25 protein-coding genes and 1 pseudogene are annotated in these 26868 nt (G+C 63.8%); 8 read left to right on the top strand and 18 right to left on the bottom strand.

Going from position 1 to position 26868, the window contains the following annotated elements:
* The first annotated feature begins 26 nt into the window (after positions 1–26).
* Positions 27–737 carry a phosphatase PAP2 family protein gene (locus tag U873_RS0129405; protein ID WP_256245158.1) on the top strand — a complete coding sequence of 237 codons (711 nt, stop codon included), beginning with the start codon at positions 27–29 and terminating at the stop codon, positions 735–737.
* On the opposite strand, the gene U873_RS0129410 is transcribed toward U873_RS0129405, so the two are convergent.
* The 12 genes from U873_RS0129410 to U873_RS0129470 form a co-directional block, all read right to left on the bottom strand.
* Entirely contained in the window at positions 734–1783 is a 1050-nt protein-coding gene (locus tag U873_RS0129410; protein WP_025131653.1) for a hypothetical protein, read from the bottom strand. The two genes, U873_RS0129405 and U873_RS0129410, sit on opposite strands and share 4 nt — an antisense overlap.
* Entirely contained in the window at positions 1783–4218 is a 2436-nt protein-coding gene (locus U873_RS0129415; RefSeq protein WP_025131654.1) for a TonB-dependent receptor, read from the bottom strand. Before U873_RS0129415 ends, U873_RS0129410 begins: the two co-directional genes overlap by 1 nt.
* Before the next feature lie 286 nt (positions 4219–4504).
* Complete coding sequence (locus tag U873_RS0129425) at positions 4505–6208, bottom strand: bifunctional UDP-sugar hydrolase/5'-nucleotidase (protein ID WP_025131656.1); 1704 nt, start codon at positions 6206–6208, stop codon at positions 4505–4507.
* Positions 6209–6341: 133 nt separating this feature from the next.
* Entirely contained in the window at positions 6342–6986 is a 645-nt protein-coding gene (locus U873_RS0129430) for a MotA/TolQ/ExbB proton channel family protein (RefSeq protein ID WP_025131657.1), read from the bottom strand.
* Between the two features lie 28 nt (positions 6987–7014).
* Complete coding sequence (locus tag U873_RS0129435) at positions 7015–9255, bottom strand: TonB-dependent receptor (RefSeq protein ID WP_025131658.1); 2241 nt, start codon at positions 9253–9255, stop codon at positions 7015–7017.
* Between the two features lie 43 nt (positions 9256–9298).
* Complete coding sequence (locus tag U873_RS0129440; RefSeq protein ID WP_025131659.1) at positions 9299–10063, bottom strand: energy transducer TonB; 765 nt, start codon at positions 10061–10063, stop codon at positions 9299–9301.
* 4 nt (positions 10064–10067) lie between these two features.
* Entirely contained in the window at positions 10068–10475 is a 408-nt protein-coding gene (locus tag U873_RS0129445) for a biopolymer transporter ExbD (RefSeq protein ID WP_025131660.1), read from the bottom strand.
* Between the two features lie 170 nt (positions 10476–10645).
* A complete protein-coding gene (locus tag U873_RS0129450; protein WP_025131661.1) occupies positions 10646–11635 on the bottom strand; it encodes a FecR family protein in 990 nt (329 codons plus the stop codon).
* The gene (locus tag U873_RS0129455; protein ID WP_025131662.1) at positions 11632–12210 is read right to left on the bottom strand and encodes an RNA polymerase sigma factor; all 579 of its coding nucleotides are present in this window, start codon (positions 12208–12210) and stop codon (positions 11632–11634) included. The genes U873_RS0129450 and U873_RS0129455 overlap by 4 nt, the downstream gene beginning before the upstream one ends.
* Positions 12211–12220: 10 nt before the next feature.
* Positions 12221–12547 (bottom strand): DUF3325 domain-containing protein, encoded by a 327-nt coding sequence (locus tag U873_RS0129460; protein ID WP_025131663.1) that lies wholly within the window; start codon positions 12545–12547, stop codon positions 12221–12223.
* Complete coding sequence (locus U873_RS0129465; protein WP_025131664.1) at positions 12548–14134, bottom strand: PepSY domain-containing protein; 1587 nt, start codon at positions 14132–14134, stop codon at positions 12548–12550.
* Positions 14131–14436, bottom strand: coding sequence for a DUF3649 domain-containing protein (locus U873_RS0129470; RefSeq protein ID WP_025131665.1), 306 nt, complete (start codon positions 14434–14436; stop codon positions 14131–14133). The genes U873_RS0129465 and U873_RS0129470 overlap by 4 nt, the downstream gene beginning before the upstream one ends.
* A gap of 218 nt (positions 14437–14654) precedes the next feature.
* Here U873_RS0129470 and U873_RS0129475 point away from each other — a divergent pair, with 218 nt between their 5' ends.
* The 3 genes from U873_RS0129475 to fecA all read left to right on the top strand — a co-directional run bounded on the left by U873_RS0129475 (position 14655) and on the right by fecA (position 18733).
* On the top strand, positions 14655–15143 hold the full coding sequence (locus tag U873_RS0129475) for a sigma-70 family RNA polymerase sigma factor (protein ID WP_025131666.1): 489 nt from the start codon (positions 14655–14657) through the stop codon (positions 15141–15143).
* Between the two features lie 8 nt (positions 15144–15151).
* Positions 15152–16117, top strand: coding sequence for a FecR domain-containing protein (locus U873_RS0129480; protein WP_025131667.1), 966 nt, complete (start codon positions 15152–15154; stop codon positions 16115–16117).
* Between the two features lie 255 nt (positions 16118–16372).
* Positions 16373–18733 (top strand): TonB-dependent Fe(3+) dicitrate receptor FecA, encoded by a 2361-nt coding sequence (gene fecA, locus U873_RS0129485; RefSeq protein WP_025131668.1) that lies wholly within the window; start codon positions 16373–16375, stop codon positions 18731–18733.
* Between the two features lie 59 nt (positions 18734–18792).
* On the opposite strand, the gene U873_RS0129490 is transcribed toward fecA, so the two are convergent.
* Together U873_RS0129490 and U873_RS0129495 are read right to left on the bottom strand one after the other, a co-directional pair.
* Positions 18793–19200 (bottom strand): HPF/RaiA family ribosome-associated protein, encoded by a 408-nt coding sequence (locus tag U873_RS0129490; RefSeq protein ID WP_025131669.1) that lies wholly within the window; start codon positions 19198–19200, stop codon positions 18793–18795.
* A gap of 213 nt (positions 19201–19413) precedes the next feature.
* Positions 19414–20361: a LysR substrate-binding domain-containing protein gene (locus U873_RS0129495; RefSeq protein ID WP_025131670.1), complete on the bottom strand. Its 948-nt coding sequence runs from the start codon at positions 20359–20361 to the stop codon at positions 19414–19416.
* A 135-nt stretch (positions 20362–20496) separates the two neighbouring features.
* Here U873_RS0129495 and U873_RS0129500 point away from each other — a divergent pair, with 135 nt between their 5' ends.
* The 3 genes from U873_RS0129500 (at position 20497) to U873_RS0129510 (ending at position 23769) form a co-directional block, all read left to right on the top strand.
* The gene (locus U873_RS0129500) at positions 20497–21873 is read left to right on the top strand and encodes an L-serine ammonia-lyase (RefSeq protein ID WP_025131671.1); all 1377 of its coding nucleotides are present in this window, start codon (positions 20497–20499) and stop codon (positions 21871–21873) included.
* A gap of 63 nt (positions 21874–21936) precedes the next feature.
* The gene (locus U873_RS0129505) at positions 21937–23232 is read left to right on the top strand and encodes a serine/threonine transporter (RefSeq protein WP_025131672.1); all 1296 of its coding nucleotides are present in this window, start codon (positions 21937–21939) and stop codon (positions 23230–23232) included.
* Positions 23233–23451: 219 nt separating this feature from the next.
* Positions 23452–23769 carry a DUF3509 domain-containing protein gene (locus U873_RS0129510; protein ID WP_025131673.1) on the top strand — a complete coding sequence of 106 codons (318 nt, stop codon included), beginning with the start codon at positions 23452–23454 and terminating at the stop codon, positions 23767–23769.
* Here the strand turns inward: U873_RS0129510 and U873_RS0129515 are convergent.
* On the bottom strand, positions 23766–24266 hold the full coding sequence (locus tag U873_RS0129515; protein WP_011059330.1) for a phosphate-starvation-inducible protein PsiE: 501 nt from the start codon (positions 24264–24266) through the stop codon (positions 23766–23768). The genes U873_RS0129510 and U873_RS0129515 overlap by 4 nt on opposite strands.
* A gap of 266 nt (positions 24267–24532) precedes the next feature.
* Here U873_RS0129515 and U873_RS0129520 point away from each other — a divergent pair.
* Positions 24533–24787, top strand: a pseudogene (locus tag U873_RS0129520) (YebG family protein); the annotation flags it as partial.
* A gap of 177 nt (positions 24788–24964) precedes the next feature.
* On the opposite strand, the gene U873_RS0129525 reads toward U873_RS0129520, so the two are convergent.
* The 3 genes from U873_RS0129525 to U873_RS0129535 form a co-directional block, all read right to left on the bottom strand.
* Positions 24965–25390, bottom strand: a complete 426-nt coding sequence (locus tag U873_RS0129525; RefSeq protein WP_025131675.1) for a hypothetical protein — start codon at positions 25388–25390, stop codon at positions 24965–24967.
* A complete protein-coding gene (locus U873_RS0129530) occupies positions 25387–25641 on the bottom strand; it encodes a hypothetical protein (RefSeq protein ID WP_025131676.1) in 255 nt (84 codons plus the stop codon). The genes U873_RS0129525 and U873_RS0129530 overlap by 4 nt, the downstream gene beginning before the upstream one ends.
* A 111-nt stretch (positions 25642–25752) precedes the next feature.
* The gene (locus U873_RS0129535; protein ID WP_025131677.1) at positions 25753–26772 is read right to left on the bottom strand and encodes a Glu/Leu/Phe/Val dehydrogenase dimerization domain-containing protein; all 1020 of its coding nucleotides are present in this window, start codon (positions 26770–26772) and stop codon (positions 25753–25755) included.
* Between the last annotated feature and the right edge of the window lie 96 nt (positions 26773–26868).

The following is a 26868-nucleotide window of genomic DNA, read 5'->3' on the forward strand; positions in this document are numbered from 1 at the left end:
GCATCCCGGAGTTCCGACCGGGGTACTTGATCGGTTATCTGGAACAGCAGGACCTGCCCAACAGCCTGGCGCTGTTACCCCCACCGCCTGCGGTGGGGACTCCAGCCTTCGCCCTGGACCAGAGCATGGCTGAAAAAAGCCAGGCCTTGCGTGGCAGCAAGCGCTGGGAGTTGGCCATCATCGATGCCAACCTGAAGTTCCCCGCCGCCGCAGAGACGTTTTCCTGTGCGCTGAATGCGCCGATCAGCGAACAGCAAACACCCGCGCTGTACAGAGTCTTGCGGCGCACCTTGGCCGATGCCGGGCTGGCCACTTCAAGCGCAAAGAAGCGCTACCAGCGCACCCGGCCCTTCGTCTACAACCAGCAGCCCAGTTGCACCCCGGAAGATGAGGCCAAGCTGGCCGCAGATGGTTCCTACCCGTCGGGCCACAGTGCAATCGGCTGGGCCTGGGCGCTGCTGTTGAGCGAACTGGCCCCCGAGTACGGCAACGCACTGTGGGCCCGTGGCCGGGCCTATTCGGAAAGCCGCATGGTGTGCAACGTGCATTGGTACAGCGATATCCATGAAGGCCGTGAGATCGGCGCGACCACCGTGGCACGCTTGCACGCCGACCCGACCTTCCAGGCCGATTTCGCCCTGGCCCGGCAAGAGCTGCTGGCCATTCGCGCCAAGGGCCTGGGCGCCAGCGGCGACTGTGCGGCGCAAGCGCAAGCCCTGGCACTTGGCGCCGACTAGGGCGCCAGGGTCAGGACCTTGAAGGTATTGGCATGAAACAGCGGGTCCGGCTTGGGTTCGGCCGGGCTCGCCGCCGGCTGGGTGAAGTCCATCGCCGCCAGATAGACCCGCTGGCGGCGCGGGTCGAACGCCATGTTGTAAGCCATGGGCTGGGTGCTGACGGTGCCCAGGGCCTGGTAGCGGTCGGCATCGAGCTGGGCGATGACGCTGAGGTTGGCGTCCACCCCGCTGGCAATCAGCACGCGCCGGGCCTGCGGATCGTAGGCCAGGGCGTTGACGTCCCGGGTGATCGGCAGGCTGGCTTTCAGCGCGCCGTTGTCGCGATCCAGCACCAGCAGCACTGGCCGTTCACCACGGCAAACGACGAACAACCGCCCCCGCTGTTCATCCTGGGCCAGGGCGCTGGGCCGCTGGCAGTCGGGATACTGCCAGCGATCCAGGACCTTGAAGCTGCTGGAGGACAGCCGCGCCAGCGTTCCCTCATCGCGCATCGGCAAGAAGAAACTGCCATCGCCCTTGAGCAGCAAGGGGTCGATCTTCTTCACCGCCAGCTCGTGGGCGGCGGTGATCCGCTCTTCTTTGGGATCGAAGACGAACAGGGTCGAACGATCGGCCCGACGCCCGCTGACGATGATCACCTGCCCCGTGCGCGGTTCATACACCGCGCTGTTGAGGTTGCTCTGGGTCACGGCGATGCGCTTGAGCAGCTTGAGTGTGGATAACTCCACCAGCACCAGGCTGCCGTCGGTGTTGAGCACCAACATCCGGTCCAGCTCCGGGACGAACACCACGCCATTGGCGCCCTCCGATTGCTCGATGGTCCGCAGCGGGCGCTGCTTGTCCACGTCGAACACGCTCAGGCCGTTTTCCCGCCGCGCCAGGAACAGATAGGGCCGGGTCGGGTCCAGGGCGATGAAGCCCCAACTGCTGCCGGAACCCGGCAACTGCACTTGCTGCTCGCGATGGTAGAGGCGTTCATCTACGGGCGCGGCCGCCTGGGCCACGCCGCAGAACGCCAGGAGTACACCCAGGGTCAAGGCTCTCATCAGAACTCCAGGGTGCTGGACAGCGACACTTGGCGAGCATCCCCCAGGGACACGAAGTACTTGCTCACCGAGGAGGTGTAGTAGGTCTTGTCGAACAGGTTCTTCACGTTGAGCTGGAACTTGACCTTCTGCCCTTCGAGCTTGGTGTCGTAAGTGGCGAAGGCGTCGGCCACGGTGTAGCCCGGCAGGTCGAAGCTGTTGGGCGCGTCCCCGGCGCGCTCGCCGACATAACGGGCACCGGCGCCGACCCGCAGGCGGTCGCCGCCCATCAGGCTGCCGAAGTCGTAGACCGCCGACAGCGAGCCGGTGTTCTTGGCCACGTTCTGCAGTTGCTTGCCCTTGTACTGGGTGTCCTTGGTCACTTCGGCGTCGGTGTAGGCGTAGCTGCCGATCAGGCTCCACTGGTCGGTGAGCTGGCCGGTCAGGTCCAGCTCCAGGCCCTGGGAATGCACTTCACCGGCCACGCTGGTGACGGTCTCGGAAGCCGTGGCGGTGGTCACCAGCACGTTGCGCTTGGTGATGTCGAACAGCGCCGCACTGGCGGTGATGCGCCCTGGCATGTCGAGCTTGGCTCCCAGCTCCCAGGACTTGGCCTCTTCCGGTGCAATGGAACCGTCCAGCACCACGCTGCCGCCGGCCAGCTGGGCGATGCTGGAGTTGGGTTTGAACGATTCGGTGTAGCTGCCGTAGAACGACAGTTGGTCGGTGTAGCGGTACACCAGGCCGGCGCGGGGCACGAACTTCTGCCCGTTGCTGTCGGTGTTGGCGTGGAACGGCCGGCCCTTGCCCGCGTACTGGTCGTATTCCTGGAAGCGCCCGCCGGCCACCAGGATCCACTGGTCGGTGAGGTGGATGGCGTCCTGGAAGAACAGCGAATCACTGCGCAGCAGGTCGGTCTGGTCGCTGTCCGGGGCGCTGACGTTGGTCCCGGCCACTTGCTGGCCATACACCGGGTTGCGGTAGTTGAAGCTGGTGTTCTTGCCGCGGATCAGGTCGGCGCGGTAGATCTTGCGGTACTCGTCATCCAGGCCGAACACCAGGTCGTGCTGCATGCCGCCCAGTTGCACCTTGCCTTCCAGGCTGACGGTGGCGTAGCGGTCGGTGGTCAGGGCATTCTGGGTGCCGTCCATGGTCCGGGTCAGGGTGCCGTTGGCATTCACCGCCGTCAGTCGCACCTGGCTGGCGTCGTAGGTTTCACGGTTCCAGCTGTAGCCGAAGTGGGCCTTCCAGTCATCGCTGAGTTCATGATCGACCTCGAAGCGATACAGGTCCGAGCGCCCTTCCATGTTGTTGAACGGTTCGTCCAGGCGCCGGGTGGCCGGGATGTCCAGCGGGTGGTTGGTCTTGGGATCGATGGCCGTGCCACGGTCGAACGGGGTCAGGAACTCGCGGTGCTCATAGGCCAGCAGCACCTTGGTGCGCTCGCCGTACCAGGCCAGGGACGGCGCCACCAGGGATTCGCGGTGGGTGCCGAAGTTGCGCCAGTAGTCTTCGTCTTCATGGTCGACGATCAGCCGGTAGGCCAGCCCGGAATCCCCCAGCGGCCCGGTGGTGTCCAGGGCGCCGCCGCTGCCGTTCTTGCCCGAGCCGTAGGTCGAGCCGCGCACGGTCAGGGCCGTGGACTGCTGCAACTCGGGCTTCTTGCTGACGATGTTGATCACCCCGCCCGGGTCCTGGATGCCATACAGCAGGGACGACGGGCCCTTGATCACTTCCACCCGCTCGGCTGTGGCGTTCAGGGAGCGGCCCTGCACCACCGGCATGCTGTCGCGCATGATCGAGCCGTTGCGGTTGTCGCCGAAGCCGCGCAGCAGCACGGCGTCCTGGGTGCCGCCCAGGGTGTTGGTCTGGGTGATGCCGCTGACGTTCTTCAGGGCGTCGTCCAGGTTGCGCGGGGTCTGGTCGCGCAGCACCTGGGCCGGGATCACGTTGATGATCTGCGGGATTTCCTGGTTCAGCGCCTGGGAACGTGCCACCGAGGTGGTGGCCGGCGGCTGGTAGCTGGTGTTCTCGTTGGGCCCCTGGGTGGTGATGCTGGTGGTGCCCAGGCTCAAGCCGCCATTCTTTGGCAAGGCTTCGAGGATCAGGGTGTGATCGTCGCTGCGCCGGTAGGTGAAACCGGAGTTGCCCAGCAGGCGTTGCAGGGCCTGCTCGGCACTGAACTGGCCACTGAGTGCCGGCGCCTTGAGGCTGTAGGGCGCCTCGTCGGTGTAGACCACGCTGATCCCGGTGACCCGGGTGAAGTCGCTGAGGGCCTGGGGCAGCGGCTTGGCCGCGATGGCGAAGTTGAACATTGCGCTGTGCTGTTCAGCGCCGGCCTGGGCCGCCACTGCCACGCCCTGGGGCAGCAGAGCCCACCCCGAAACCGCCAGCGCCGAGGCGCCGAACCACCGTTTTATCGAACCGTTTGCCGCCGATTGTGCCCTGGACTTCATGCTGGAGACTCGTGTGTAGAAACGCCGTTGATGCGAATGAATCGCACTTTCAAGCACTACACGGATGTCGACCGGGATGACCTCACCTGTTTTTTGAAAATATTTTCATTTTCTCTGGGCCCAGGGCTGGCCGGCGGGTGGCAATCGCTGTTTCAGGCCGTGCAGCGCCCCAAAAAGGGCGCGGCGCGCTGCAGGTTTTTGAGGTTGGCAATCGAGGTCAGGGCCGCCCGGGCGCGCTCAGCGGGATGGCGGCGGGCGCAACGGCCTCGCCGCCTTTCCCGCAAGATCAGTTGACCCGCTGGATGCGCCCGGCACTGGTGCCGGAACCCACTGGCTTGCCTTGCTGGTCCATGTCCTTGAGGTAGTGGAGCATCGCGTCCAGATCGGAAACCCCCAGGTCGCTGCGGTTACTGCCGCTCTTGAACAGGCTGAAGCGATCACCGCCGTCAGCCAGAAAGCCGTTCATCACCAGGCGGTAAGTGCCTGCGGGCTGCAGCGGCTGGCCGTTCAGGCGCACGCTGCCCGGCACCACCCGGCTGTCCAGCGGACGCCGGTCATCCCAGCGATAGCTGAAGCCCTGGGACACCTGGAGGATGTTGGCATCCTCCGCGCCCTTCCACTGCTGGTTGAGCACCTGCTCGATCTGCCGACCGCTGAGGTCGAAGGCGATCAGGTTGTTGTTGAAAGGTTGCAGGGTCGCCAGCTGTCCGTAGTTGACCTGGGTCTGCCCCGGCTCCAGGGCCAGGTCGCTGCGGATGCCGCCGTTGTTCATGAAGGCGATCTGCGCGCCATTGGCCCGGCCGCCGGCCAGGTGCGCATCGGCGATCAGGTCGCCCAGGGGCGTTTCCCCCGCGGCATCGGTGCGCCGGGCAATCGGCGACGCGGCAATCCGCCCGACCGGCTTGAGCAGCACCTGGTTGCTGCGGGCCTCGACTTCCTGCTGCAACCGGGCCAGGGCCGGCTCCTGTGGATAACGGGCCGGATCGGCCACCAGGTTGACCGCCTGGATGCTCGCCACCCGGTGCTGGCCCGGGGTCACTTGCAGGGTCAGGTGGGTCAGCAGGTGGCCGTAGGAGTTGCCCTGGGTCACCAGCAACGGCCCGACCTTGCACAGGTAGCCCTGGTGCGAGTGGGCGCTGATCAGCACGTCCACCGCCGGGTCCAGGCGCTTGGCCACGTCGACGATATCGCCGCCGAGTTGCGAGCAGTCGGGCTTGTCGAAGGGTTCCGGGGTCGCGCCGCCCTGGTGCACCACGGCCACGATGGCATTCACGCCCTGGGCATTGAGCTCGGGAATCAGCTGGTTGATGGAGTCGGCTTCATCCTTGACCTGCAAGCCGCGCATGCCCTTGGCGCTGACCACCGAGGCCACGTCCCGCAACACCGCGCCGACGAAGGCCACCTTGACCCCGCGCACCTCCTCGATGCGGTAGGCCGGCAACAACGGCTTGCCGGTGTCGCTGTCGATCAGGTTGGCCGCCAGGTAGGGGAAGCCGCTGCCCGGGTAGTCCGGGCGGAACTGGCAGGCCTTGTCCGGCCGCGACGACTGGCAGCCGCCGTTGAGCTGGCGCAGGAACTCAGCCTTGCCGTTGTCCAGTTCGTGGTTGCCGATGGCGCTGAGCTTCATGCCCATCTGCCGCAGGGCGTCCAGGGTCGGTTCGTCGGCCCACATGGCCGACAGCGGTGGGCTGCCCCCTACCAGGTCACCGGCGCCGATGAACAACAGCTGCGGGTCCTGCTGGCGCAACTGGCCGAGCATGCCGCCCAGGGTGGCGATGCCGCCGGCCTGCAACTTACGTACGCCACCCGGGGCCTGGGGGTCCTTGTAGCTGAAGGGGTTGGCTTGCAGGTAGCCGTGCAGGTCGTTGATGGCGACGATGTTCACCGCCACCGGTTGTGGCGGCTGAGACAGCGAGCTGCAACCGGCCAGGGTGACCAGGGCCAGGGTCAGTGCCCCCAGCAGCCGCGGCATGGGACGAAGACGGGACATGGAAAAAATCCTTGGGAAGTCGACGAAAAAAAAGCCGCTGGCGCAGGCCTCGGTCAGTCGACGAAGGGCGCTGGGGAACAGCGCCGGCTTCGCCGTCGATCAAGGCCTGCAACAGCGGCAGCAGGTTAGACCATCAGGCAGGTTGCAGGCTGCCGTGGACCGTGTGTGGCGCTGGCGGAGCCTTCAGGGCGGTGCCCATGCCGGCGCGCAGCAGCAGGATCTTCAAGTGGTCGGTGATGCGCTCGACCCGATCCTGGAAGTGGTTGTGGAAGATCATGCTGCCCAGGGCGATGGCGATACCCAGGGCCGTGGCGTACAGCGCGGTGCCGATGCCCTTGGACACCTCGCCCGGATCGGAAACACCGGTCTCGGCCAAGGCCTTGAAGGTGTCGATGATCCCCAGGATGGTCCCCAGCAGGCCCAGCAAGGGCGCCGCGGTGACCACGGTTTCCAGCAGCCACAGGCCATGCATCAGCTTGCTGCGGGTGGCGATGTAGATCGACTCGCTGAGGTCTTCCAGGTCCTTGTGGCTGGCCAGCCCCTGCTTGTGGGCGAACAGCTCGGCAACCATTTCCAGGGGCAGGCTGTTGCGCTCACGCAGCTCGGCGGGCAGGTCGTCGACGCTGTGCATCTTCGGGTTGAGCACGGTCTCCAGTTTCTTCGCCTGGCGCAGGCTGAAGCTGAAGTAGATGCCGCGCTCCACGGCGATGAAGGCGGCAATCGCGGCCGCGCCGTACATGGTGTAGAAGGTGATGTCGTGCAGCAGATTCATGTCCATCGTCATTTCCTCTTGTGCCTGAGTCGAATCAGAACGCCGCTTCCAGAGAGACCATCGCGGTGCGTTCTTCACCCACGTTGTAGTAGGCGGTGCTTGGCGCCAGGCCATTGGTCTTCACCGAGTTGAAAGACACGGTGCGGACCGACGCCAGGTATTCCTTGTCGAACACGTTGAGCATCGAGAAGCGCAGGGTCGCGGACTTCAGCACCTTCTTGTCCACCGGCAGGTGGATACCGGCGTTGAGGTCGAACACGGTGCGCCCGGAGATCTTCTCGTCGTTGGTCAGGTCGCCGTAGAAGGCGCCGACGTACTTGCCCACCACGTTGCCGTAGTAGCGCGAATCGTCGTAGCCCAGGCTCAGGTTGAACATGTTTTCCGGAACGTTGGTCAGTTGCTTGCCGGAAGTGGGCAGCAGCACGTTCTTGTTGGTCAGGTCATCCATCTGCTCGGACTTGGTGTAGGTGTACGAGGCGTAGTAGTTGAAGTCGTGCGGCAGCTTGCCGCTCCACTCCAGTTCCAGGCCGCGGTTCTTCACCTCGCCGACGTTGGCCACTACATAGTCGCCATTGAGGTCGGTGGTGGAGATCTGCCGGTCCTTGAAGGTGATGTAGAACAGGGTCGCGCTCAGGGCCATGTTCTCTTCGCTGTAGCGCCAGCCCAGTTCCTGGTTCCAGCTCAGCTCGGGTTTCAGGCTGATGGAGTCACCCTTGTTGTAGAGCACGTAGTTGGGTGGCGTGCGCATGTTGCGGGTGACGTTGTAGAACGCCTGGTTGTTCGGGTCGACCTGGTACTTGGCGTTGAAGCTCGGCAAAAACTCGTGGTACTTGGCGTCACGTTTTTCCGGCTTGTCGGTGAGGCTGCCCAGGTTGTTGCCGTCGCGCTCCACGTACTGGTACGCCAGGGCGCCGGTGAGGGTCAGGTCCGGGGTCGCCTGCCAGGTGTCCTGCACCCAGAGTTTCTGCGCCGGGGTCACCGTGTATTGATGACGGCCCTGGACCGTGGCGCCGTTGCGGTCCACCAGTTGGTCGGAGCCGTTGTAGTCGCCCCAGACGTTTTCCGGTGCGCCGTTGCCTTTGATGCCGATGAAGGGCTGGGTCTGGCGCTGGCGAGCGCGCTCGTACCAGTAGCCGACGTCCAGGCTGTGTTCTTCGTTGAGGTCCCACTTGAGCTTGGTGGTCATGCCGGGACGCCAGGTCTCGGTCCACGATGGCCGGTAGTAGGTGCCGCTGGGCAGGCCACGGAGATCGTAGTTGCCGGCCTTGCTCGAAGTGCTGCTCAGGGTGGTGGCGGTCTGGCCGCTGAAGCTGCCGCCGTTGGACCACACGTAGTAGGGGTTGAAGGTCAGGCTCAAGTCATCGCGCAGTTGGAAGCGCTGGGTCACCGAGGCGGTCACGCTCTCGAAGGGGTTGCGGTTGAGCTTGTAGGACTGGGACACGCTGCCGTTCTTGAACACGGTGCTTTCTGAGTAGTCCAGGCGCCGGCCCTGATTCTGGAACTGGGCCTTGCTGAGGCTGTTGTAATTGTAGTTTTCCTGCAGGTTGTACTTGACGATGGCGTTGGTGGAATTGCCGCTGCCGTCTTCGAACAGGGTGTTCCACTCGATCTTGTCGGCCCGCAGGGTACCCTTGCCCCGCCACTTGTCGCCCTCGGTGTGGGACGCCGAGACCCAGGTCTTGAAGCCGCCCAAGTCACCGGTGTTGAGACGGGCGAAGCTCTTGCGCACGTTGTTCGAGCCGATGGACTGCTTGGCGAATACGCCGAAGTCCTTGCTCGGGCGCATGGTCACCAGGCCGATGTTGCCACCGCTGGAGCCAATGTGCGGGCCGTCGGCTTCCGACGAGCCCTGGGTAACGAAGACTTCACTTAAGTTCTCCGGGTCGCCCATCAGGTTCGTGTAAATCGCATAGTCGCCCGAGTCGTTGATCGGGAAGCCGTCGGAGGACAGCCCGACCTGGTCGGAGTTCATCCCGCGCATGCTGAAGTTGGTGCCGCTCAGGCCCGTGGCGTCGGTACTGGAGACGTTGATCCCCGGGGTGTACTTGAGCTTGTCCACCGCGTTGGCGGTGGGGGCCATCTGATCCATGGCTTCCTTGGTCACGGTGGAACGCCCTTTGGCGCTCTCTTCCTTGATCATGTGGCCATTGCCCAAGGTCTGTTTACCGGCCACGTTTACCGCACCAACGTCCACTGAATCGTCAGCCAGAACCAGTGGCGCAAAACTGCCCAGGCCCGATGCCAGAAGCAGGGCATAAAGTTTATTGATCTTCACGGGTCAATCCCTTGCTTACAACTTTCGTTAATAGGTGATGGGTTTATTCCACGTTGTAACTAAAGGTCGCGGTAAAACGTTGCTTGTTCTTGCCGGAGAACGCGTCCGAAGGAAACGGTGAAACTTTCTCCACGCGGCGCAAACTGGTTTGCGCGGCGCGATTGAGCAACATGTTCGGCGCCTTGTTTTCGATGCCACTGTCGAGCACGTTGCCGGCCCGATCGACTTCCAGCCAGATCACTACATCGCCCTGGGGACGTTGCAACGAGGCCTCGCGGCCGCTGGGGTATTGCTTGTGCTTTTCCAGTTCCTTGCGCAAAGCGGCGGTGTACAGGCTTTCCTTGATTGCACTGGCCGGGGCCGCGGGGGCCGGCGCCGGTGCAGGGGCCGGTGTTGCCACCGGCGGTTTCGGCGCTGTCGCCACGGCGGGCTGCGGCACCGGGACGCTCTTGGCCACCTCGACCGGAGCCGGCTTGGGTGGCTGGGGCTTGGCCACCAGCGGCTTGGGCACGGGCGGCTTGGGCTTGACCACCGGCTTGGGCTTGGGCGGCTCGATCACCAGCGGCTCTTCGTCCGGCACCAGCACTTCTGGCTCGGGCTCGACCGGCAGCGGTTCGGGCTCAGGCGGTGGCGGCTCGACCGCGGCCACCAGCTCGGCAGAGTCGATCAGCGCGATCTCCACCGTGCTCTCGTCATACACCGGCTTGATCTGCAGGCGTTGCAACTGACTGGCGTAGATGACCAATGCCAGTAAAACAGCCGGCAACAAGCACGCTACCCACTTGCGGGTTTTATATAAGGCAAACATGGCGTCAGGACTTGCGTGTAGCGATGGAGACGGAAGAAAAGCCATTGCCCTTGAGCAAATCCATCACCGATACCAGGCGCTTAACTTCAACGCCCTGGTCGCTGTTGATAATGATCACCAACTTCTCGCTGCCATCGTTGAGCACTTTGAGTTGTGCCAGCAGCGCACCTTCATCCAGGTCCTGGCCATCGAGTTGCAGGCGCTCTTGCAGGCCCAGGGTGATTACCGCCTTGTTTTGCGGCTTCAATTGCTGCGCGGTACTGGCCACCGGCAACTGCGTCTTGATCCCCACGGCGGGAATCACGTTGAGACTGATGAGTACGAAGAACACCAGGAGAAACATCATCACATCGATCATCGGGATGATTTCGATGTGGGCCTTCTTCTTTTTAGCGATATCCCAGCTGCGCATCGTCTTGCTCCCCTGCTTCAGCCTTCCCTCCCTTGTGAGAGCTGAATCACAACCCTCGCCGATCCTGACCATGTGCTCAGGAATGCGCAGATCATCCGCGTCTCATGTAACGCTTTAGTGACAGAACGGGGTGATATCGATGAATGTTCGGGAGCTCTGGGACGGGGTTCTCAGCGCAGGACGACGAATCGTCCGAAAACCCTGTGCTGCTGGAAGCCAAGGGCTGCCTGCAGGGAGTCGAGGACCGCTTGCGGGTCCTTGCTGGCAAAACTGCCGCTGACCCGGCGGGCTGCCAGATCGTCGTTCAGCAGCAGGATGCGTCCGGGGAAATAGCGGCGCAGGTCCTCGACCACCACCGCCAATGGCGCGTGGTAATAGTTCAGCCAGCCCTGGCGCCAGGCCAGTTGCGCCTCGCTGTCGACAGGATGCAGCGGCTGCGCCTGGCCGTGGTCATAAGCCACTTGCTGGCCGGCACCGAGGACCTGTTGTGCAGCGCCCTGCGCCGCGGTGACCGCCACGCGCCCGGAAAGCACAGTGACCTGGGCTCCCCCCGGTTGCAGGCGCACTTCGAACTGGGTGCCCAGGACCCGCGCCTGGCCCTGCTCGGCCTCGACCACAAAGGGTTGCCCGGTATGGGTCACGCTGAAAAAACCGGCACCACGACGCAGTTGCACATGGCGTTCACCGTGGCTGAAATCCACGGCAATGGCGCTGTCGGCGTCCAGGGTCACCTCGCTCTGGTCGGCCAGGACCACGGTGCGCACCTGACCCGGCGCGGAAACGTAATCGGCCCCCAGGTCATCGACCCAGCGCCCCGGCTGCCAGCCGGCGCCCAGGGCCACCGCCAGCAGCACGCTGGCGGCCATGGCCAGCCCGACCGACCAGCGTCGCCGGTGCCGGCCCTTGGCCCCGTCCATGGCCCGCAGCAGCCGCTGCATGGCCAGGGCGTCTTCATCGGCCAGGGTACGCGCCGGGGCTTCGCTCAATTCCCACAGCACCTGGGCCTGGGCGTAGGCCTCGACATGGGCCGGATCGGCCTGCAGCCATTGGCTGAAGGTAGCCTGGTCACCGCTGCTGGGCTGGTCGTGGAGCAGGCTGAGCCAGGCCAGAGCGGCCTGTTCCTGGGCGGGCGTCGGGATGACGCAAGCGCTGTGATTCACGGTGCATTCCTTGGCGTGCGCGTCATCGGGGGTTCCCGCAAGCTGGCCTTGCAGGCTTCAAGGGCGCGCATCATATGTTTTTCCACGGCGCTTTGGGACAGCCCCATGACCTTGGCGATCTCCGCGTACTTGCGCCCATGGATGCGGTTGAGCAGGAAGATCTGCCGGGTGCGCTCCGGCAGGCTGCGCAAGGCGGCCTCCACGTGCCGCAAATCGTTGCCGGCTTCCAGGGCGGCCTGGGGCTCGATGCTCTGGTTGTCCTGCTGCTCCGGCAGCCAGCCTTCGCTGACCCGGACCCGCGCGCCTTCGCTGCGCAGGTGGTCGATGGCGATGTTGCCGGCACAGCGCAGCAGGTAGGTGCTCAGTTCCTCGACCTGCACCAGGGGCCGGCGCCAGAAGCGCAGGAACAGGTCCTGCACCAGGTCGGCGGCGGTGGCCCGACAACCCACCCGGCGGCTGACCAGAGCCTCCATCTGCGAACGCTGGGAGAGGAACACCTGGAGAAAATGCGCACGACTGCCCCGCAGCTCTGGAGGGTCCAGATCAGAAGGTTCGGGAGGCAGGGTGCTCATCATCGGCAGCGGCTCAGAAGTGGGCGAAGGCGGCGAGCGGGCTGGCCAGCAAGCTGGCCCCCGCCATCGACAGCGCCAGACGCGGGCGATACGGCAACAGCAGCACCAGCGCCAGGGCACTGCACATCAGCAGCCCACACCACTGCACCAGGCCCAGGCCCCAACCGGTGTCGACAACCGCCGCCACCAGCGACAGGCCCAGCAGCAGCCAGCCGCCCAGGCGCAAGCCATGGCGCCGCCGGGCGCTGGGCTTGTGCCCGAGCAGTTCACCATGATGGCGCTCCAGGGACAGGCACAGGCCGGTGAATCCGGCGTAACAGAGCAGCAGCGTCAGGAGCATTCAGTTCACCTCGGTCTCAACCGCCTGCGCGGGTTGCCGGGCGCTGCGGGGTTTGCCGCCAGCGCCAGCATGGGGGGCCCGGTGCATCTTGCGCGCCGCCCAGGCCAGGAACAGGCCGCTGCCCAGGCACGCCAGGTCGAAGCCGGCCAGCATCCAGTCGCCACCGACCAGAAAACCGTCCGTCAGGTTCGGGTGGGTCAAGGCGTCCAGCAGGGGTACGGCGGTGAACAGCAACGCGGCCAGGCCGAGCTGTTCTACCCAGGCACGACGTCCCGGACGAAGGCTCGCGTGCAGCAGGCTCAGGCCCCAGAGAATGAAGAAGCTGTTGACCTCCCAGTCGGCACGCTCGGCGAAGCCTGCCGGCAGCAGCCGATTGGCCCAGAAAAAACCCGCCACCGCCAGCACCAGCCCGGACATGCTGGTGATGTTCAACACCTCCACCAGACGCAGTTCAACGGGCATCACCCCAGTCTTGGCATGTTTCAACTGGCGCTTGCCGAGCCAGATCACCAACCCGGTGCCGATCATCGCGGTGCTCGCCAGGCCGCAGATAAAGTACAGCCAGCGCATCACCGGCCCGGCGAACAGGCCCATGTGCAGGCCATAGAAGCTGCCGCCAATCATCCGCGGCAGCGATGCCTCGGGGCTGGCCTGCAACGGTTGGCCGGTGACCCCGTTGAACGCGACCGAACTGCTGAAATCACGGGCCACCCGGTCGGCGCCATGGCGGAACACCTGCACCGAGGCGTTCAGGTCTCCTGGATGATTGACCGTCACCCGCTGCACGCGACCGCCGGGCCAATGGGCCTGGGCTTGCTTGAGCAAAGGTTCGAGGGCCACCAGCGGCGCCGCCTGGCCGGCCGCCGGCGTGCTGTTGCTGGCGGGGCGCAGGTCCTTGAAGAAGGCGTCGCTGTCACCCTGGTAGGCCACCAGGATGCTCGCCGGCATCACCATGTACATGAAGATCACCAGGCTGCTGTAGGTGATCATCAGGTGGAACGGCAGCACCAGCACCCCCAGCGCGTTGTGCCCGTCGAGCCAGGTGCGCTGGCCCTTGCGCGGACGGAAGGTGAAGAAGTCCTTGAAGATTTTCTTGTGGATGATGATGCCGCTGACCAGGGCCACGAACATCACCATGGCCGCCAGGGTCGACAGCCAGCGGCCCCAGGGATAGGGCATCTGCAATTGGAAGTGAAAGCGGTAGAAGAACTCGCCGCCCCGGGTCTCGCGCAGGTGCAGTTCGCTGCCGGTGGCAGGGTCCAGCAGTTTCTCGGTGAATTGACCACGCTGGCCGGTTTCTGCCGGCGCCTGCCAGCTCACCGACAACGCCGGCTGGCGGGCATCGGGCAGGGCGATGAACCAGCGCGAGGCACCCTGGGCATGCTGCTCCAGGTAACGCTGGGCCAGCCCCAGGCTGGCCTCGGCGTTCAGGCTCCGGACTGGCGCCTCCGGCTGCATCCAGTGAGTGATTTCCTCCTTGAAGTAGGACAGGGTCCCGGTGAAGAAAATCGCGAACAGCAGCCAGCCGAACAGCAACCCGCTCCAGGTGTGCAGCCAAGCCATCGACTGGCGAAATCCCTCTTTCATGGCTGCGCCATCCAATAGGCGCCAGCGGCCACGGCCGCGAGCAGCAGGCCCGGCAGCAACAGGCCGAGCCAGGCCTGCCAGGCACTGCGGCAAGCGAAGCACCAGAGCACCGCCACCAGGTAGAACAGGAAGGAGGTCATCATCCCGCTGATCACCGCATCCGCCCGTGGCAGGGGCAGCAGCAACGTCAGGCAGACGCTCGACAGCGCCGCCAGCAGGTAGCCGCCCAGGACCGCGGCACAAACCCGCGAGGCAACAGCCAGACGGTAGGAAGCGGGAACCCCGCCGACCTTGCTTTTCATGTTTCGACCTTGAAGCCAGGAAAAATCCGCGGCACTGAAAAGCCCCCGGATGAAATAGGCGGCCAATACTAATGATAAATATTCTCATACGCAAAAAGCAGCGACAGACTTGTGAACGATCCGTCGGTCCGCCTTGATTGCACAACGCTATGTCGCGCCACTACAATGCGAACAATTCCTATTCTCTTAAGCATCGTCTTGCTGCGGGAGCGTCCGGCTTGTCCCACTCCTCTACCGTCGAAGTCCTCTACCATGCCCACCACAGCTGGTTGAACACATGGTTGCGGCGCAGGCTCGGTTGCCCCCACAGCGCGGCAGACCTGGCCCAGGACACCTTTATCCGGGTGCTCAGCGCCCGGGAAATGCCATCCCTGATCGAGCCTCGGGCGTTTCTCACCACCATCGCCAAGCGGGTGCTGTGCAACCACTACCGGCGTCAGGACCTGGAGCGGGCCTACCAGGAAACCCTGGCGCAGATGCCCGAACTCGTCGCCCCTTCTGAGGAAGAGCGGGCCATCATCCTGCAAACCCTGATGGAGCTGGACCAGTTGCTCGACGGCCTGCCGCGCCCGGTCAAGCGAGCCTTCCTGCTGTGCCAGCTGGATGGCCTGACCTACGGCGAAATCGCCCGGGAGCTGGGTATCTCCATTGCCACGGTCAAACGCCACCTGAACAAGGCAGCCATGCGCTGCTATTTCGCCCTGTGAGCGCCTCGATGAATCCGCAGCTCAATGGCCAGCCCGACTTCAGCAACCAGGTGGCCGAACAGGCCGTGCACTGGCTGATCGAAATGCAGGACGGGCCCTTGAATCCGCGCCAGCAGCAGGCCTGGCAGCAATGGCACGACGCCCACAGCGAGCACCAGCGGGCCTGGGCCCATATCCAGCGGGTCAACCAGCGCTTGCGCGGTTTGTCCTCGCCCCTGGCCCATGCGGCCCTGAATGCACCGCAGTCCAGCAGCCGACGCCAGGCGCTGAAGCTGCTGCTGATTCTCGGCGCCGGCTCGGCCGCCGCCTGGGGCCTGCGCGAGCACAACCCGCTGCCGCCGCTGCTGGCCGACTACCGCAGCCCCCTGGGTCAGCGGCGCAAGTTGCAACTCAGTGACGGCAGCCAGTTGCAGCTCAACACCCGCAGCGCGGTGGACGTGCGCTTCGACGGCCAGCAGCGGCTGATCCACCTGCTGGAAGGCGAGATCATGCTCAGTGCCGCCAAGGATCCCCGGCCCTTGCGGGTGCAGAGTGCCCAAGGGATGGTGCGCCCCGACGCGGCGCGGTTGAACCTGCGGCAGTTCAAGGAACATACCCAACTGGCGGTGTTCTCCGGCGCGGTCGAAGTACTTCCCGCCAGCTATTCGACCGCGCCGCCACGGGTCGTGGCCGGGCAGCAGTTGAATTTCAGCAGCAATAGCTGGCAGGCCCCGCGGGCCCTGGACGCCGGCAGCGGCGCCTGGAGCGAGGGCATGCTGGTGGCCGCGCACATGCGCCTGGCGGATTTCCTCGACGAACTGGGGCGCTACCGCCGTGGCCAGCTCAATTGCGATGCCCAGGTGGCGGACCTGCTGATTTCCGGCAGCTACCCCCTGGAAGACAGCGAGCGGATCCTCGACCTGCTGGAAATCAGCCTGCCGGTCCGGGTGCGGCGCTTCACCCGGTATTGGGTCACGGTCCAGGCACGGGCGTGATGAGCGGTCGACCCGCTGCGGGTTGCTCTTGTCGCCGAGACCCCAGGGGTACACCGGCCGATTGCACTCGGCCTGCCGGGGCTTTCGGCTCTCGCAGCAGCACATCCGCTTCGCCAACCACTGCAGCCTGCCCTCGCGATCCAGGGGAGTTGCCGGGTGTGGAAAAATAATTTCAATGCAGATGAGCCGTTTTGCCAGGCTCGGGTGACAGAGAGGGAAAGCCACCTCGATTCCCCCTTCTCAGGATCGCCGTTCATGACCGAGCAACCCAACCGCCTCTCGCCCCTGGCCCGCAGCCTGCGCCACTTGTTGCTGGGCGCCAGCCTGAGCCTTGCCAGCCTGCCCCTGGTGCATGCTGCCGAAGCCGAGGCCAAGCCGTACCACATCGCCCCGACCTCGCTGGAAGACGCGCTGAACCAGTTCGGCCGGCAAGCCGGGGTGCTGATCTCCTTCGGCTCACAGGTCACCAGCGGCGTGGCAAGCCGTGGCCTGGAAGGCCAGTACCGTCCGCAGGAAGGCCTCAACGCGCTGTTGCAAGGCACCGGCCTGCAAGCCCGGGCCGAGGGCAACAATGCCTTCAGCCTACAACCGGCGAGTGCCGACGCGGCCCCCGCCTCCCTGCACCTGGGAGCCTCCAGTGTGGTCGGCGACTGGCTCGGTGATGCCCAGCAAAGCGATGTGTTCGAACACCCAGGGGCCCGGGACGTGATCCGTCGCGAGGAGTTCGAACGCCAGGGCGCGACCCAGGCGCGGGATGTGCTCAACCGCATTCCCGGGGTCAACGCGCCAGACAACAACGGCACCGGCAGCCACGACATGGCGCTGAACTTCGGCATACGCGGCCTCAACCCGCGCCTGGCGTCACGCTCTACAGTGCTGATGGACGGCATCCCGGTGCCGTTTGCGCCCTACGGCCAGCCACAACTGTCGTTCGCTCCCATCAGCATGGGCAACATCGACGCGGTGGACGTGGTGCGCGGCGGTGGCGCGGTGCGCTATGGCCCGCAGAACGTCGGCGGGATCGTCAACTTCGTGACCCGGGCAATCCCCGATGCGCCGACACTCAAGGGCGGCGTGCAGACCGAAACCAGCCCCTCCTCCAGCCATGACGGCTTCAAGACCACCGGCAACCTGCTGGCCGGCGGCACCAACGCCAACGGCCTGGGCGGCGCCCTGCTGTATTCCGGCACCCGTGGCGGCGACTGGCGCGAACACAGCGACACGCAGATCGACGACCTGATCCTCAAGGGCAAGTACCAGCTGGACGAGGCCAACAGCTTCAACGCCATGGCCCAGTACTACGAGGGCGAGGCCGACATGCCCGGCGGTCTGAACGTGGCGGACTACAAAGCCGACCCGTATCAGTCGACCCGGCCCTACGACAAGTTCTGGGGGCGCCGCACCATGTTCAATGTCGGCTATCGCTACCAGGAGGATCGCCGCGAATTCACGGTCAACAGCTTCTTCACCAAGACTCTGCGCAGCGGCTACCTGGACCAGGGCAGTTTCCTTTCCCTGTCACCCCGCGAGTACTGGGTGCGCGGCCTGGAAACCCGCTTCGCCCAGGGTTTCGACCTGGGTGACAGCAGCCACGAAGTCGGCGTCGGCTATCGCTACATCAACGAAGCCGGTCATGAGCTGCGCTATCGCACACCGCTGACCGCCAACCAGCAACTGCCCACCACCAGCAGCCGCAATGATCGCGATACTCGCGGCGGCACCGAGGCCCATGCGTTCTTCGTCGACGACCGCATCGACATCGGCAAGTGGACCCTGACCCCGGGCATCCGCTACGAGATGATCGAGTCCCAGCAGAGCAACAACCTGACCCACGTCAAATACAAGGGCGACTACAACACTGCGCTGCCGGCGCTGAATGTGATGTACCACCTCAACGAAAGCTGGAACCTCTACGCCAACACCGAAGGCTCCTTCGGCAGCGTGCAGTACAGCCAGATGCCCAACCGCGTGGCCAGCGGCGAAGTGAAACCGGAAAAGGCCCGCACCTGGGAACTGGGCACCCGCTATGACGACGGCACCCTGCGGGCGGAGATCGGCGCCTTCCTGATCAACTTCGACAACCAGTACGACAGCAACCAGACCAACGACACGGTGATCGCCCGGGGTGAAACCCGGCACCAGGGCATCGAAAGCAGCATCAACTACGCCCTCGACGGCTTGAACCCGGCGCTGGCGGGCTTCGATGTCTACGCCACCTACGCCTACGTCGACGCCACTATCCGCGAAGACGGGCCGAACAAGGGTAACCGCGTGCCGTTCTCCTCCAAGCACAAGGGCACCCTGGGGGTGAGCTACACCGAAGGTCCGTGGAAGCTCAATCTCGACAGCAGCTACCAGAGCAGCCAGTTTGCCGACAACGCCAACACCGCCGCCGAAAGTGCCGACGGCAGTGCCGGGCGCATTCCCGGCTACATGCTGTTCAGCACCCGCGCCGGCTACGACTTCGGCCCGCAGCTGTCGGACCTGAATGTCGCAGTGGGGGTGAAAAACCTTCTCAACCACCAGTACTTCACCCGCTCCTTCGACGACAACAACAAAGGCAAGTACGTGGGCGAACCACGAACCCTCTACGTGCAGACCTCAGTGGCTTTCTGATCGAGCACAAAAAAGGGCCTGCATTGCAGGCCCTTCTTGTTGAGGGAGAAACTCAGGCGTCAGCTGTTGAGGGCCGCCTGCTGGTTCTCCAGGAATTCTTCTTCCAGCAAGGCATCCGCCTCGGTGCCATCGGTGCTGGGGGCGACTGCCGCACGTTTGTCGCGCAGCTTGCCAAACATGTGTCCTAGGGCGCTTTCCAGCTTGATGGTGGCGCCGTCGATCGCCTGCTCCAGGGTATCGGCCTTATGGGTCACGGAAATCGGCTGGTGGCCTTTTGGCCGGGCCTCGAGCTGGCAACGCATGTCATCCGGGCCTGACTTGCCGCCGTTCTCGTCACGCAGGTGGACCACCACCCGGGTCAGGTCTTCTTCGTAACGTTCCAGCGTGCTTTCAACGGTGCTGCGTACCCACTCCTCCAACCGAATGCTGCTTTGAATATGGTTATCGCTATGGACTTGGATTTGCATAGTTCTTCCCTTATTTCAGCTAGCTCGCAAGAGAGTCAAGGCAATGCGCTGATCGCTGCATGTCGTGACCTCTTGATTACACAATTAGGCACGGCGACGAACATTTCAACCCCTAAAAAAAGATAAATATTCATACGCAAATAAAGCCGGACAAACTGTAAAAGCGCTGTTAATGTCGGGAGTTAGGTCGATTCACTCTCCTGTAACAACACCTCACAATTGCCCCTCGCCCAGGGGGTGCAAACCGCGAAATATCTCTGCCTCCTCCACCAGCCAGTCATGCACCGCACGCACCCCCGGATGGCTCAGGGCGCCCGGCGCATAGAGCAGTACATAACGCTTGTGATTAGGCACGGCGAGGCCGAAAGGCACGATCAGGGCGCCGCGCTCCAGCTCATCGTTGAGCAGGGTGCGCCGGGCAATCGCCACGCCCATGCCGGCAATCGCCGCCTCGATGGTCAGGTGGTTGCGGTTGAACGTATGGCCACGCCGCACATCTGCGCCGTCAAAGCCAATGGCGTTCAGGTAGAACTCCCATTCCGCGTATTCATAGCTGCCGCGCCAGGCGGTGATGTCGTGCAGCAACGGAAAATGCGCCAGGTCCGCCGGCCCGTGCAGCGGTGGCCGTCCCCGCAACAGGCTCGGCGCACAGACCGGGAAGATCTGCTCGTCCAGCAGCGCCGTGGACTGCAAACCGGGATAACTGCCGTCATTCAAGTCGATGGCCAGGTCGAAGTCACCCTCGTGCAGGGCCACGCTGCTGTCCTCCGCCACCAGGCGCAGCTGGATTTCCGGATAACGCTGTTGCAGCCGCGGCAGGCGCGGAGTCAGCCACTTGCCGAGAAACGACGGGATCGAACGCAGGCGCAAGGTGCCGCCGATCATGCCCGCGTCCAGGCGGCGCAACTCGGCATCGATGCTGCCATAGGCCTCGCTCACCGTGAGGGCCAGGCGCTGGCCTTCGGCACTCAGCTCGACGCCCCGCGCCCGCCGGTGGAACAGCCGCAAGCCCAGGCGTTCTTCAAGCTGGCGGATCTGCTGGCTGACGGCCCCGGGGGTGATGTGCAGTTCTTCGGCGCAGCGGGTAAAGGACAGGTGCCGCGCGGCACAGGAAAACACATGCAGCCAGACATAGGTTTGGGCATGAAGCTGACGGCTCATCGTTTAGTCCTGCTAAATGATCTCTTAGGAAGTTTCGTTGGTCAGTGTCGACCGAGGCGGGCAGTATCGCCGACATTGCGCTCGTCCTACAAAAAATGGCAGCGATCTCTCCTCCATTGCTTGTAAGGCTTTAGTATGGCTATCAGTGTTTTCGATCTTTTCAAAGTCGGTATCGGTCCCTCCAGCTCCCACACCGTAGGCCCGATGCGTGCGGCCGCGACCTTCGCCCAAGCCCTGTTCGAACAGGGTCTGCAGGACCGGGTGCGGCGAGTAGAGATCCGACTCTACGGCTCCCTGTCCGCCACCGGCATCGGCCACGCCACCGACCGCGCCAGCGTCATGGGCCTGATGGGCGAATGGCCGGACAGCATCGACCCCACCAGCATCGATCCACGGATCCAGCAGTTGCGCGACAGCGGCCAATTGCTCCTGGGCGGTCGGACGGCCATTGCCTTCGACTGGTACCAGGACTTGCTGCTGCTGGACGAAAGCCTGCCCTATCACCCCAATGCCATGTCCCTGACTGCCTTCGGGGACAGCTCCACACTACTGGAACAGACCTACTACTCGGTGGGTGGCGGCTTTATTGTCGAGGCGGCCCAGGTTGCCGCCGGGGCCGAAGCCGGCGCCAGTGTCGAATTGCCCTATGACTTCGACAGCGCCGCGCAGTTGCTGACCCTGTGCAAGCAGCACAAGCTGCGGGTCGGTGAGCTGATGATGGCCAACGAACGGGCCTGGCGCAGCGAAACAGAAATCCGCAGCGGCTTGCTGCACATCTGGTCGGTGATGCGCGAATGCGTGGAACAGGGCCTGAGCCACGAAGGCACCCTGCCCGGCGGCCTCGGCGTGCCCCGGCGCGCGGCCAAGCTGCACCGCAGCCTGCTGGAGATCGGCAAGCCCAACGTCATCACCTCGACCCTCTCGGCCATGGAATGGGTCAACCTGTTCGCCCTGGCGGTGAACGAGGAAAACGCCGCGGGCGGGCGCATGGTCACCGCCCCGACCAATGGCGCGGCGGGGATCATTCCGGCGGTGCTGCACTACTACATGAAATTCAATTCCCAGGCCTCTGATGACGATGTCGTGGCGTTCTTTCTCGGCGCCGCGGCGGTGGGCATCCTGTGCAAGAAGAACGCCTCGATTTCCGGCGCCGAAGTCGGCTGCCAGGGCGAAGTGGGCTCGGCCTGCGCCATGGCCGCGGCCGGCCTTGCGGAGGTGCTCGGGGCCACCCCCGAACAGCTGGAAAACGCCGCTGAAATCGGCCTGGAGCACAACCTCGGCCTGACCTGCGACCCCGTCGGCGGGCTGGTGCAGGTGCCGTGCATCGAGCGCAACGCGATTGCTGCGGTCAAGGCCATCAACGCGACCCAGATGGCCCTGCGTGGCAACGGCCAGCACTTCATTTCCCTGGACCGGGTGATCCGCACCATGCGCGATACCGGCGCCGACATGCACGACAAATACAAAGAGACTTCACGGGGCGGCCTGGCGGTGAGCTGGGTGGAATGCTGAGGAGCCTTCCCTGACCGTCCGTACCACGTGAGCCCGAGCAAGAATAATAACGAGGCGATACCGATGACCGATGTACCTGCACCTGCTGCCGAAAACCCTGCTGTAGCGACACACCGCGACACCGCAACCCGCGACACTGGCTGGAGCCAGCGCGACACCACTTGGATGCTCGGCCTGTATGGCACCGCCATCGGTGCCGGCACCCTGTTCCTGCCGATCAATGCCGGCGTTGGTGGTTTCTGGCCATTGATCGTGCTGGCGTTGCTGGCCTTCCCGATGACCTTCTTCGCCCACCGCGGGCTGACCCGCTTTGTACTGTCCGGGCGCTCCGGCGACATCACCGAGGTGGTGGAAGAACACTTCGGGGTCGGCGCCGGCAAGCTGATCACCCTGCTCTATTTCTTTGCGATCTTCCCGATCCTGCTGGTGTACAGCGTGGCCCTGACCAACACCCTGAGCAACTTCATGGAGCACCAGTTGCACATGACTCCACCGCCACGGGCGCTGCTGTCGCTGCTGCTGATCCTCGGCCTGATGGCCATCGTGCGCTGTGGCCAGGGTGTGATAGTGCGGGCCATGAGCCTGCTGGTGTACCCCTTTGTCGCCGCGCTGCTGCTCCTGGCCCTGAGCCTGATCCCCAACTGGAACGGTGCATTCTTCGCCTCCGCCAGCGAAGGCATGCCCCTGGGGTTGTTCTTCAAGACCCTGTGGCTGGCGATTCCGGTGATGGTGTTTTCCTTCAACCACTCACCGATCATCTCGGCCTTCGCCCTGGATCAGAAGCGCCACTACGGCGCCCAAGCCGAGCGCAAGAGCAGCGGGATCCTGGCCATGTCCCACGCCATGATGGTGCTGACGGTGATGTTCTTCTGCTTCAGCTGCGTGCTGGCCCTGTCGCCGGCGGACCTGGTGGCGGCCAAGGATCAGAACATCTCGATCCTGTCGTACCTGGCCAACCACTTCCAGACCCCGGTGATTGCCTACGCGGCACCGCTGATCGCCCTGGTGGCCATTACCAAGTCGTTCCTGGGCCACTACATCGGCGCCAGCGAGGGCTTCCAGGGGTTGATCGTGAAGAACCTGCGGGGCCGCTCGCTGTCGTCCGCCAGCCTGGAAAGGATCACCGCAGTGTTCATGATCCTCAGTTGCTGGGCCGTGGCCACCTTCAACCCGAGCATCCTGCGCATTATCGAGACCATGGGCGGACCGGTGATCGCTTGCCTGCTGTTCCTGATGCCGATGTATGCAATCCGGCGCGTGCCTTCACTGCGCCAGTATTCAGGCCAACTGTCGAACCTGTTCGTGGTGCTGATCGGCCTGATCGCACTGTCTGCGATCATTTACTCGGTCGTGCCCTGAAACGGACCGGCAATGAAAAAGCGGACCTGATGGTCCGCTTTTTTTGTCCCCGCAATCATTGCCCGGCGTGTTTCCCGGCATGTCCCTTGCTTTATCGCCCTTGAGCAATACGGACGTTGGCCACCCTCGGCGAACGACTGGCCAGTGGTCTGGAATCGCGAACTAATTCCATCTGCGGCCAGTCAATGACTGCACGATCCCATCAGGCGGTGACGCATTATGGACAACCCCTTTCAACTGATTACCGACACTTTCACCCCGCAGTACCAGGTCAACCTGAGCATCCAGGGCCTGGACGGCAGCATCATGCTGACCCTGTCGCAAACCGGCCGGGTGGTGGCCAAGCGCATGATCAGCGCGGCCCAGCGCAATGACCCGCAACGCATCAGGCGCCTGGTGCAGAGCATTCAGTTCGGCATCGCCATCGAACAGGGGCACAGCGCCATGGCCATCCTCGAAGCCATGACCAACGGCGACAGCCTGGCGCTGCCACCGCCCGAGGGCCACAAGCCCGTGCCCCCGGCCCTGAGGTTTTAAAGCTCGCCCTTCTCCACTTCCGGGTGTTCGCCGGAGCCGGCGCCGATCTTGCGCTGCGGGTGCTCGATCTTCACCGAAGGAAACTGCGACGAGGCGTAGCGCACCACCAGGATGGCAAACGCCAGCAGCAGAATCCCGCCACACAGGTAGATGATCCCCAGGTCCGGCGGGTTGTGGTGGGAAACGTTGGAAATCAGCAGCCGGGTCAGCGCGGTGATCGCCACGTAGATCAGGAAGCGCACCGGCATGTGGTTGGTCTTGAAGTAAATGCCGACCATCGCCCCCAATTCCAGGTAGATGAACAGCAGCAGGATGTCATCGATCTTGATGTGCCCCACCTCGATCATCTGCAGGAATTCCATCACCGCCGCCCAGGCGGTCACGGCTCCGATGGCGAACAGCGCCAGGTAGTGGAAGGACTCGACGAACAGGTTGCCCAGGGACTCGGCCAGTTGATGGACGTTCTGCCGCAGGTTCTCGGCCCAATTGATTTTCACGATGGTTCTTCCTTAGGTCGGTTCGACCGGATGATGCGGATTGGACGTGACGGTTGTTCTGCATGCAGAAAAAAGGCCAGGAGCCATCAATAAGATGATGGCCGCTGCCAGCGAGGCACGGCCGCGTAACAATCGGCCCGGGAAAAAAAATCCGTCTACATTAAAAAGCCACTATCCAAGAGAAAAGGTTTCGCCTATTCTCTCGACCTGTATATAGATACAGTGTTTATACAGACCCATTATCGTGAAGGCATGTGAGGTGGTGAATGGCCGTCGAAGTGGTATACCGCAGCAGCCGAGATCTGGAGCGCTTGTTCATGGATAAAGCCGAAGCTGACCGTCATGACAAAATGCTCGAACTGGCTGAAGTGCTGGCGCAAGTGTTGCAAAAAGCAGTGCCGTCGCTGAGCGAACAACAGGTGGAAGAAGCCGGGATCTACATGGCGAAGAACCGCGATGTATTCGCCAGGGCCTTCAAGAGCCAGCCGGATGCATTGTCCGAGTTGCTCAGCGACCCCGCTCCCGCGGTGGAGGAGGTTCAAGCGCAGCCACCTGCTGAAGTCGAGGCGCCGACCAAGCCGGCGAAAGCAGCCAAGGCTGCGAAATAGGCATCACTCGAATTGAATAAGCCCTGTGTCCATGGCACAGGGCTTTTTTCATGTTTGCCGAGCAAAGACTGCCCGTTATGCAGCCGCCGGTTAAACCACTGCCGCACCTTTCGGCGCAGGCAGCTCGATAAGGTTGCAACGCAACAGGGCAGTGATCTTGTGCAGGAACATCACGGGCAAATCCGTCGCGCCGCCATACAGGTCGACCATTCCCACCTCAACCGCGCTGTCGACGAGGCTGGAGAACTCTTCGCAATCCTCAGGCGCCAGCAAAGCAACAAGGCTCTGTGGCAAATCATCCCCTCGACCATTCAATGCCAGCTGGGCTCCGGCCCTCTCCCAGGCCAGTAACTGATCTTTTTCCGGGTAGCCCTCAAGGTGCTTTACCAAGTCATCTACAGCAGGGTGAGCAATACCTTTGCTCAGGCAGTAAGCCTCCAGGCATGCCGCCGCGTACAGCTGCAGATCCCTTACTGAACCCCCAATCACTTGATTGTCCGTATGCGCCACGGTCATGGCTCGACCTCCCACACTCTGCAGCCTGGCGAGCAATATCCGGCTGCCATATCCATGGCTTCCAGGACTCTGTCTTCGAGTTCATCGGACGCATCAGGCCTGAACGACGCCAGATAGTTGTACACAGCCTGCGCGGCAAAGCCTCGATCCCGGTACTGCAGAAGAATATGGCGTATCGCTTGAACATCCGCACCCGAGTGCAACAGCGAAGACAATTGCTCATCCAGCCCACTATCCAGCACTTGCGGCATCGTCAAATACACTCCGTGTCAGTTGGGCCGTAAGGGATTGGGCTCGGCACTGCAACCTTTCCCGGGCCCTGATACTACAGAGCGCAGGGCCACCGGTTAAGACTCGGATGCCTAGTGGTACAGCACCCGCTCCGCCAGTTCGTCCGCGACCCGCGCCGGCGAGCGTTTTTCCGCCTGGGCGTGGGCGAAGATCTCGGTCAGGCGCAGGCTGATCTTCGACAGGTGGGCGGTGATGACCGGGAGTTCTTCGTTGCGGTGCTTGAGGGACACGTAGATCAGGCCGCCCGAATTGATCACGTAGTCCGGTGCGTAGAGTATTCCGCGGCGCTCCAGTTGGTCGGCCACTTGCAGGTTGGTCAGTTGATTGTTCGCCGAACCGGCCACCGCCGAGCAGCGCAGTTGCGCCACGCTGAGGCTGTTGAGCACGGCCCCCAAACCACAGGGCGCCAGAATGTCGCAGGGGGTGCTGAGCAACGAGTCATTGGCGACCGGGTGCGCGCCCAGTTGCTCCATGGCCAGTTGCACCTTGCCCGAATCGATGTCGCTGACCAGCAACTCGGCCCCGGCGGCGTGCAGTTGCTCGGCCAGGGCATACCCGACGTTGCCCAGGCCCTGCACCGCCACCCGCAGGCCCTCCAGGTTGTCACTGCCCAGGCGCGCCATGGCGGTGCTGCGGATACCGGCGAAGACCCCCATGGCGGTGTGCGGCGAGGGGTCGCCGGCGGCACTGGTGCTGGTGACATAGCGGGTCTGCTGGGCGATGCAGTCCATGTCGGCCACCGAGGTGCCGCTGTCGATGGCGGTGATGTAGCGCCCGTCCAGTTGCTCGATGCAACGGCCAAAGGCCTCGAACAGCGCGGCGCGGCTTTCCACATGGGCGGGGCGAATGATCACCGCGGTGCCACCGCCCTGGGGCAGGCCGGCCAGCGCGGCCTTGTAGCTCATGCCCTGGGCCAGGCGCGCCGCATCCTCCACGGCACTGGTGTCATCGGGATAGGCCAGGTAACGACAGCCGCCCAGGGCGGGCCCCAGGCGGTTGTTGTGGATGGCGATCACTGCCTTCAACCCGGTGCTGGGGTCGACGCTCAGGTGCAGCGATTCAAGGCGGGTGTGGTGCATGAGAGCGAACATCGACGGGCTCCCGAATCACTTCTTGGTAGTCGCCAGTATAGGCTTGCGCCTGGAAATTGCTGCGCCGCGCAGGAATAAGCCGGAGGGTGATTGCAG

It is taken from the genome of Pseudomonas sp. PH1b (genome assembly GCF_000633395.1).
Taxonomy (GTDB): Bacteria; Pseudomonadota; Gammaproteobacteria; order Pseudomonadales; family Pseudomonadaceae; genus Aquipseudomonas.

Coding starts and splice junctions, on each gene's coding strand:
- U873_RS0129410 (WP_025131653.1), bottom strand. CDS start 1,783: ATGAGAGCCTTGACCCTGGGTGTACTCCTGGCGTTCTGCGGCGTGGCC.
- U873_RS0129415 (WP_025131654.1), bottom strand. CDS start 4,218: ATGAAGTCCAGGGCACAATCGGCGGCAAACGGTTCGATAAAACGGTGG.
- U873_RS0129425 (WP_025131656.1), bottom strand. CDS start 6,208: ATGTCCCGTCTTCGTCCCATGCCGCGGCTGCTGGGGGCACTGACCCTG.
- U873_RS0129430 (WP_025131657.1), bottom strand. CDS start 6,986: ATGGACATGAATCTGCTGCACGACATCACCTTCTACACCATGTACGGC.
- U873_RS0129440 (WP_025131659.1), bottom strand. CDS start 10,063: ATGTTTGCCTTATATAAAACCCGCAAGTGGGTAGCGTGCTTGTTGCCG.
- U873_RS0129445 (WP_025131660.1), bottom strand. CDS start 10,475: ATGCGCAGCTGGGATATCGCTAAAAAGAAGAAGGCCCACATCGAAATC.
- U873_RS0129455 (WP_025131662.1), bottom strand. CDS start 12,210: ATGATGAGCACCCTGCCTCCCGAACCTTCTGATCTGGACCCTCCAGAG.
- U873_RS0129460 (WP_025131663.1), bottom strand. CDS start 12,547: ATGCTCCTGACGCTGCTGCTCTGTTACGCCGGATTCACCGGCCTGTGC.
- U873_RS0129465 (WP_025131664.1), bottom strand. CDS start 14,134: ATGAAAGAGGGATTTCGCCAGTCGATGGCTTGGCTGCACACCTGGAGC.
- U873_RS0129470 (WP_025131665.1), bottom strand. CDS start 14,436: ATGAAAAGCAAGGTCGGCGGGGTTCCCGCTTCCTACCGTCTGGCTGTT.
- U873_RS0129480 (WP_025131667.1), top strand. CDS start 15,152: ATGAATCCGCAGCTCAATGGCCAGCCCGACTTCAGCAACCAGGTGGCC.
- fecA (WP_025131668.1), top strand. CDS start 16,373: ATGACCGAGCAACCCAACCGCCTCTCGCCCCTGGCCCGCAGCCTGCGC.
- U873_RS0129490 (WP_025131669.1), bottom strand. CDS start 19,200: ATGCAAATCCAAGTCCATAGCGATAACCATATTCAAAGCAGCATTCGG.
- U873_RS0129495 (WP_025131670.1), bottom strand. CDS start 20,361: ATGAGCCGTCAGCTTCATGCCCAAACCTATGTCTGGCTGCATGTGTTT.
- U873_RS0129500 (WP_025131671.1), top strand. CDS start 20,497: ATGGCTATCAGTGTTTTCGATCTTTTCAAAGTCGGTATCGGTCCCTCC.
- U873_RS0129505 (WP_025131672.1), top strand. CDS start 21,937: ATGACCGATGTACCTGCACCTGCTGCCGAAAACCCTGCTGTAGCGACA.
- U873_RS0129510 (WP_025131673.1), top strand. CDS start 23,452: ATGGACAACCCCTTTCAACTGATTACCGACACTTTCACCCCGCAGTAC.
- U873_RS0129525 (WP_025131675.1), bottom strand. CDS start 25,390: ATGACCGTGGCGCATACGGACAATCAAGTGATTGGGGGTTCAGTAAGG.
- U873_RS0129530 (WP_025131676.1), bottom strand. CDS start 25,641: ATGCCGCAAGTGCTGGATAGTGGGCTGGATGAGCAATTGTCTTCGCTG.
- U873_RS0129535 (WP_025131677.1), bottom strand. CDS start 26,772: ATGTTCGCTCTCATGCACCACACCCGCCTTGAATCGCTGCACCTGAGC.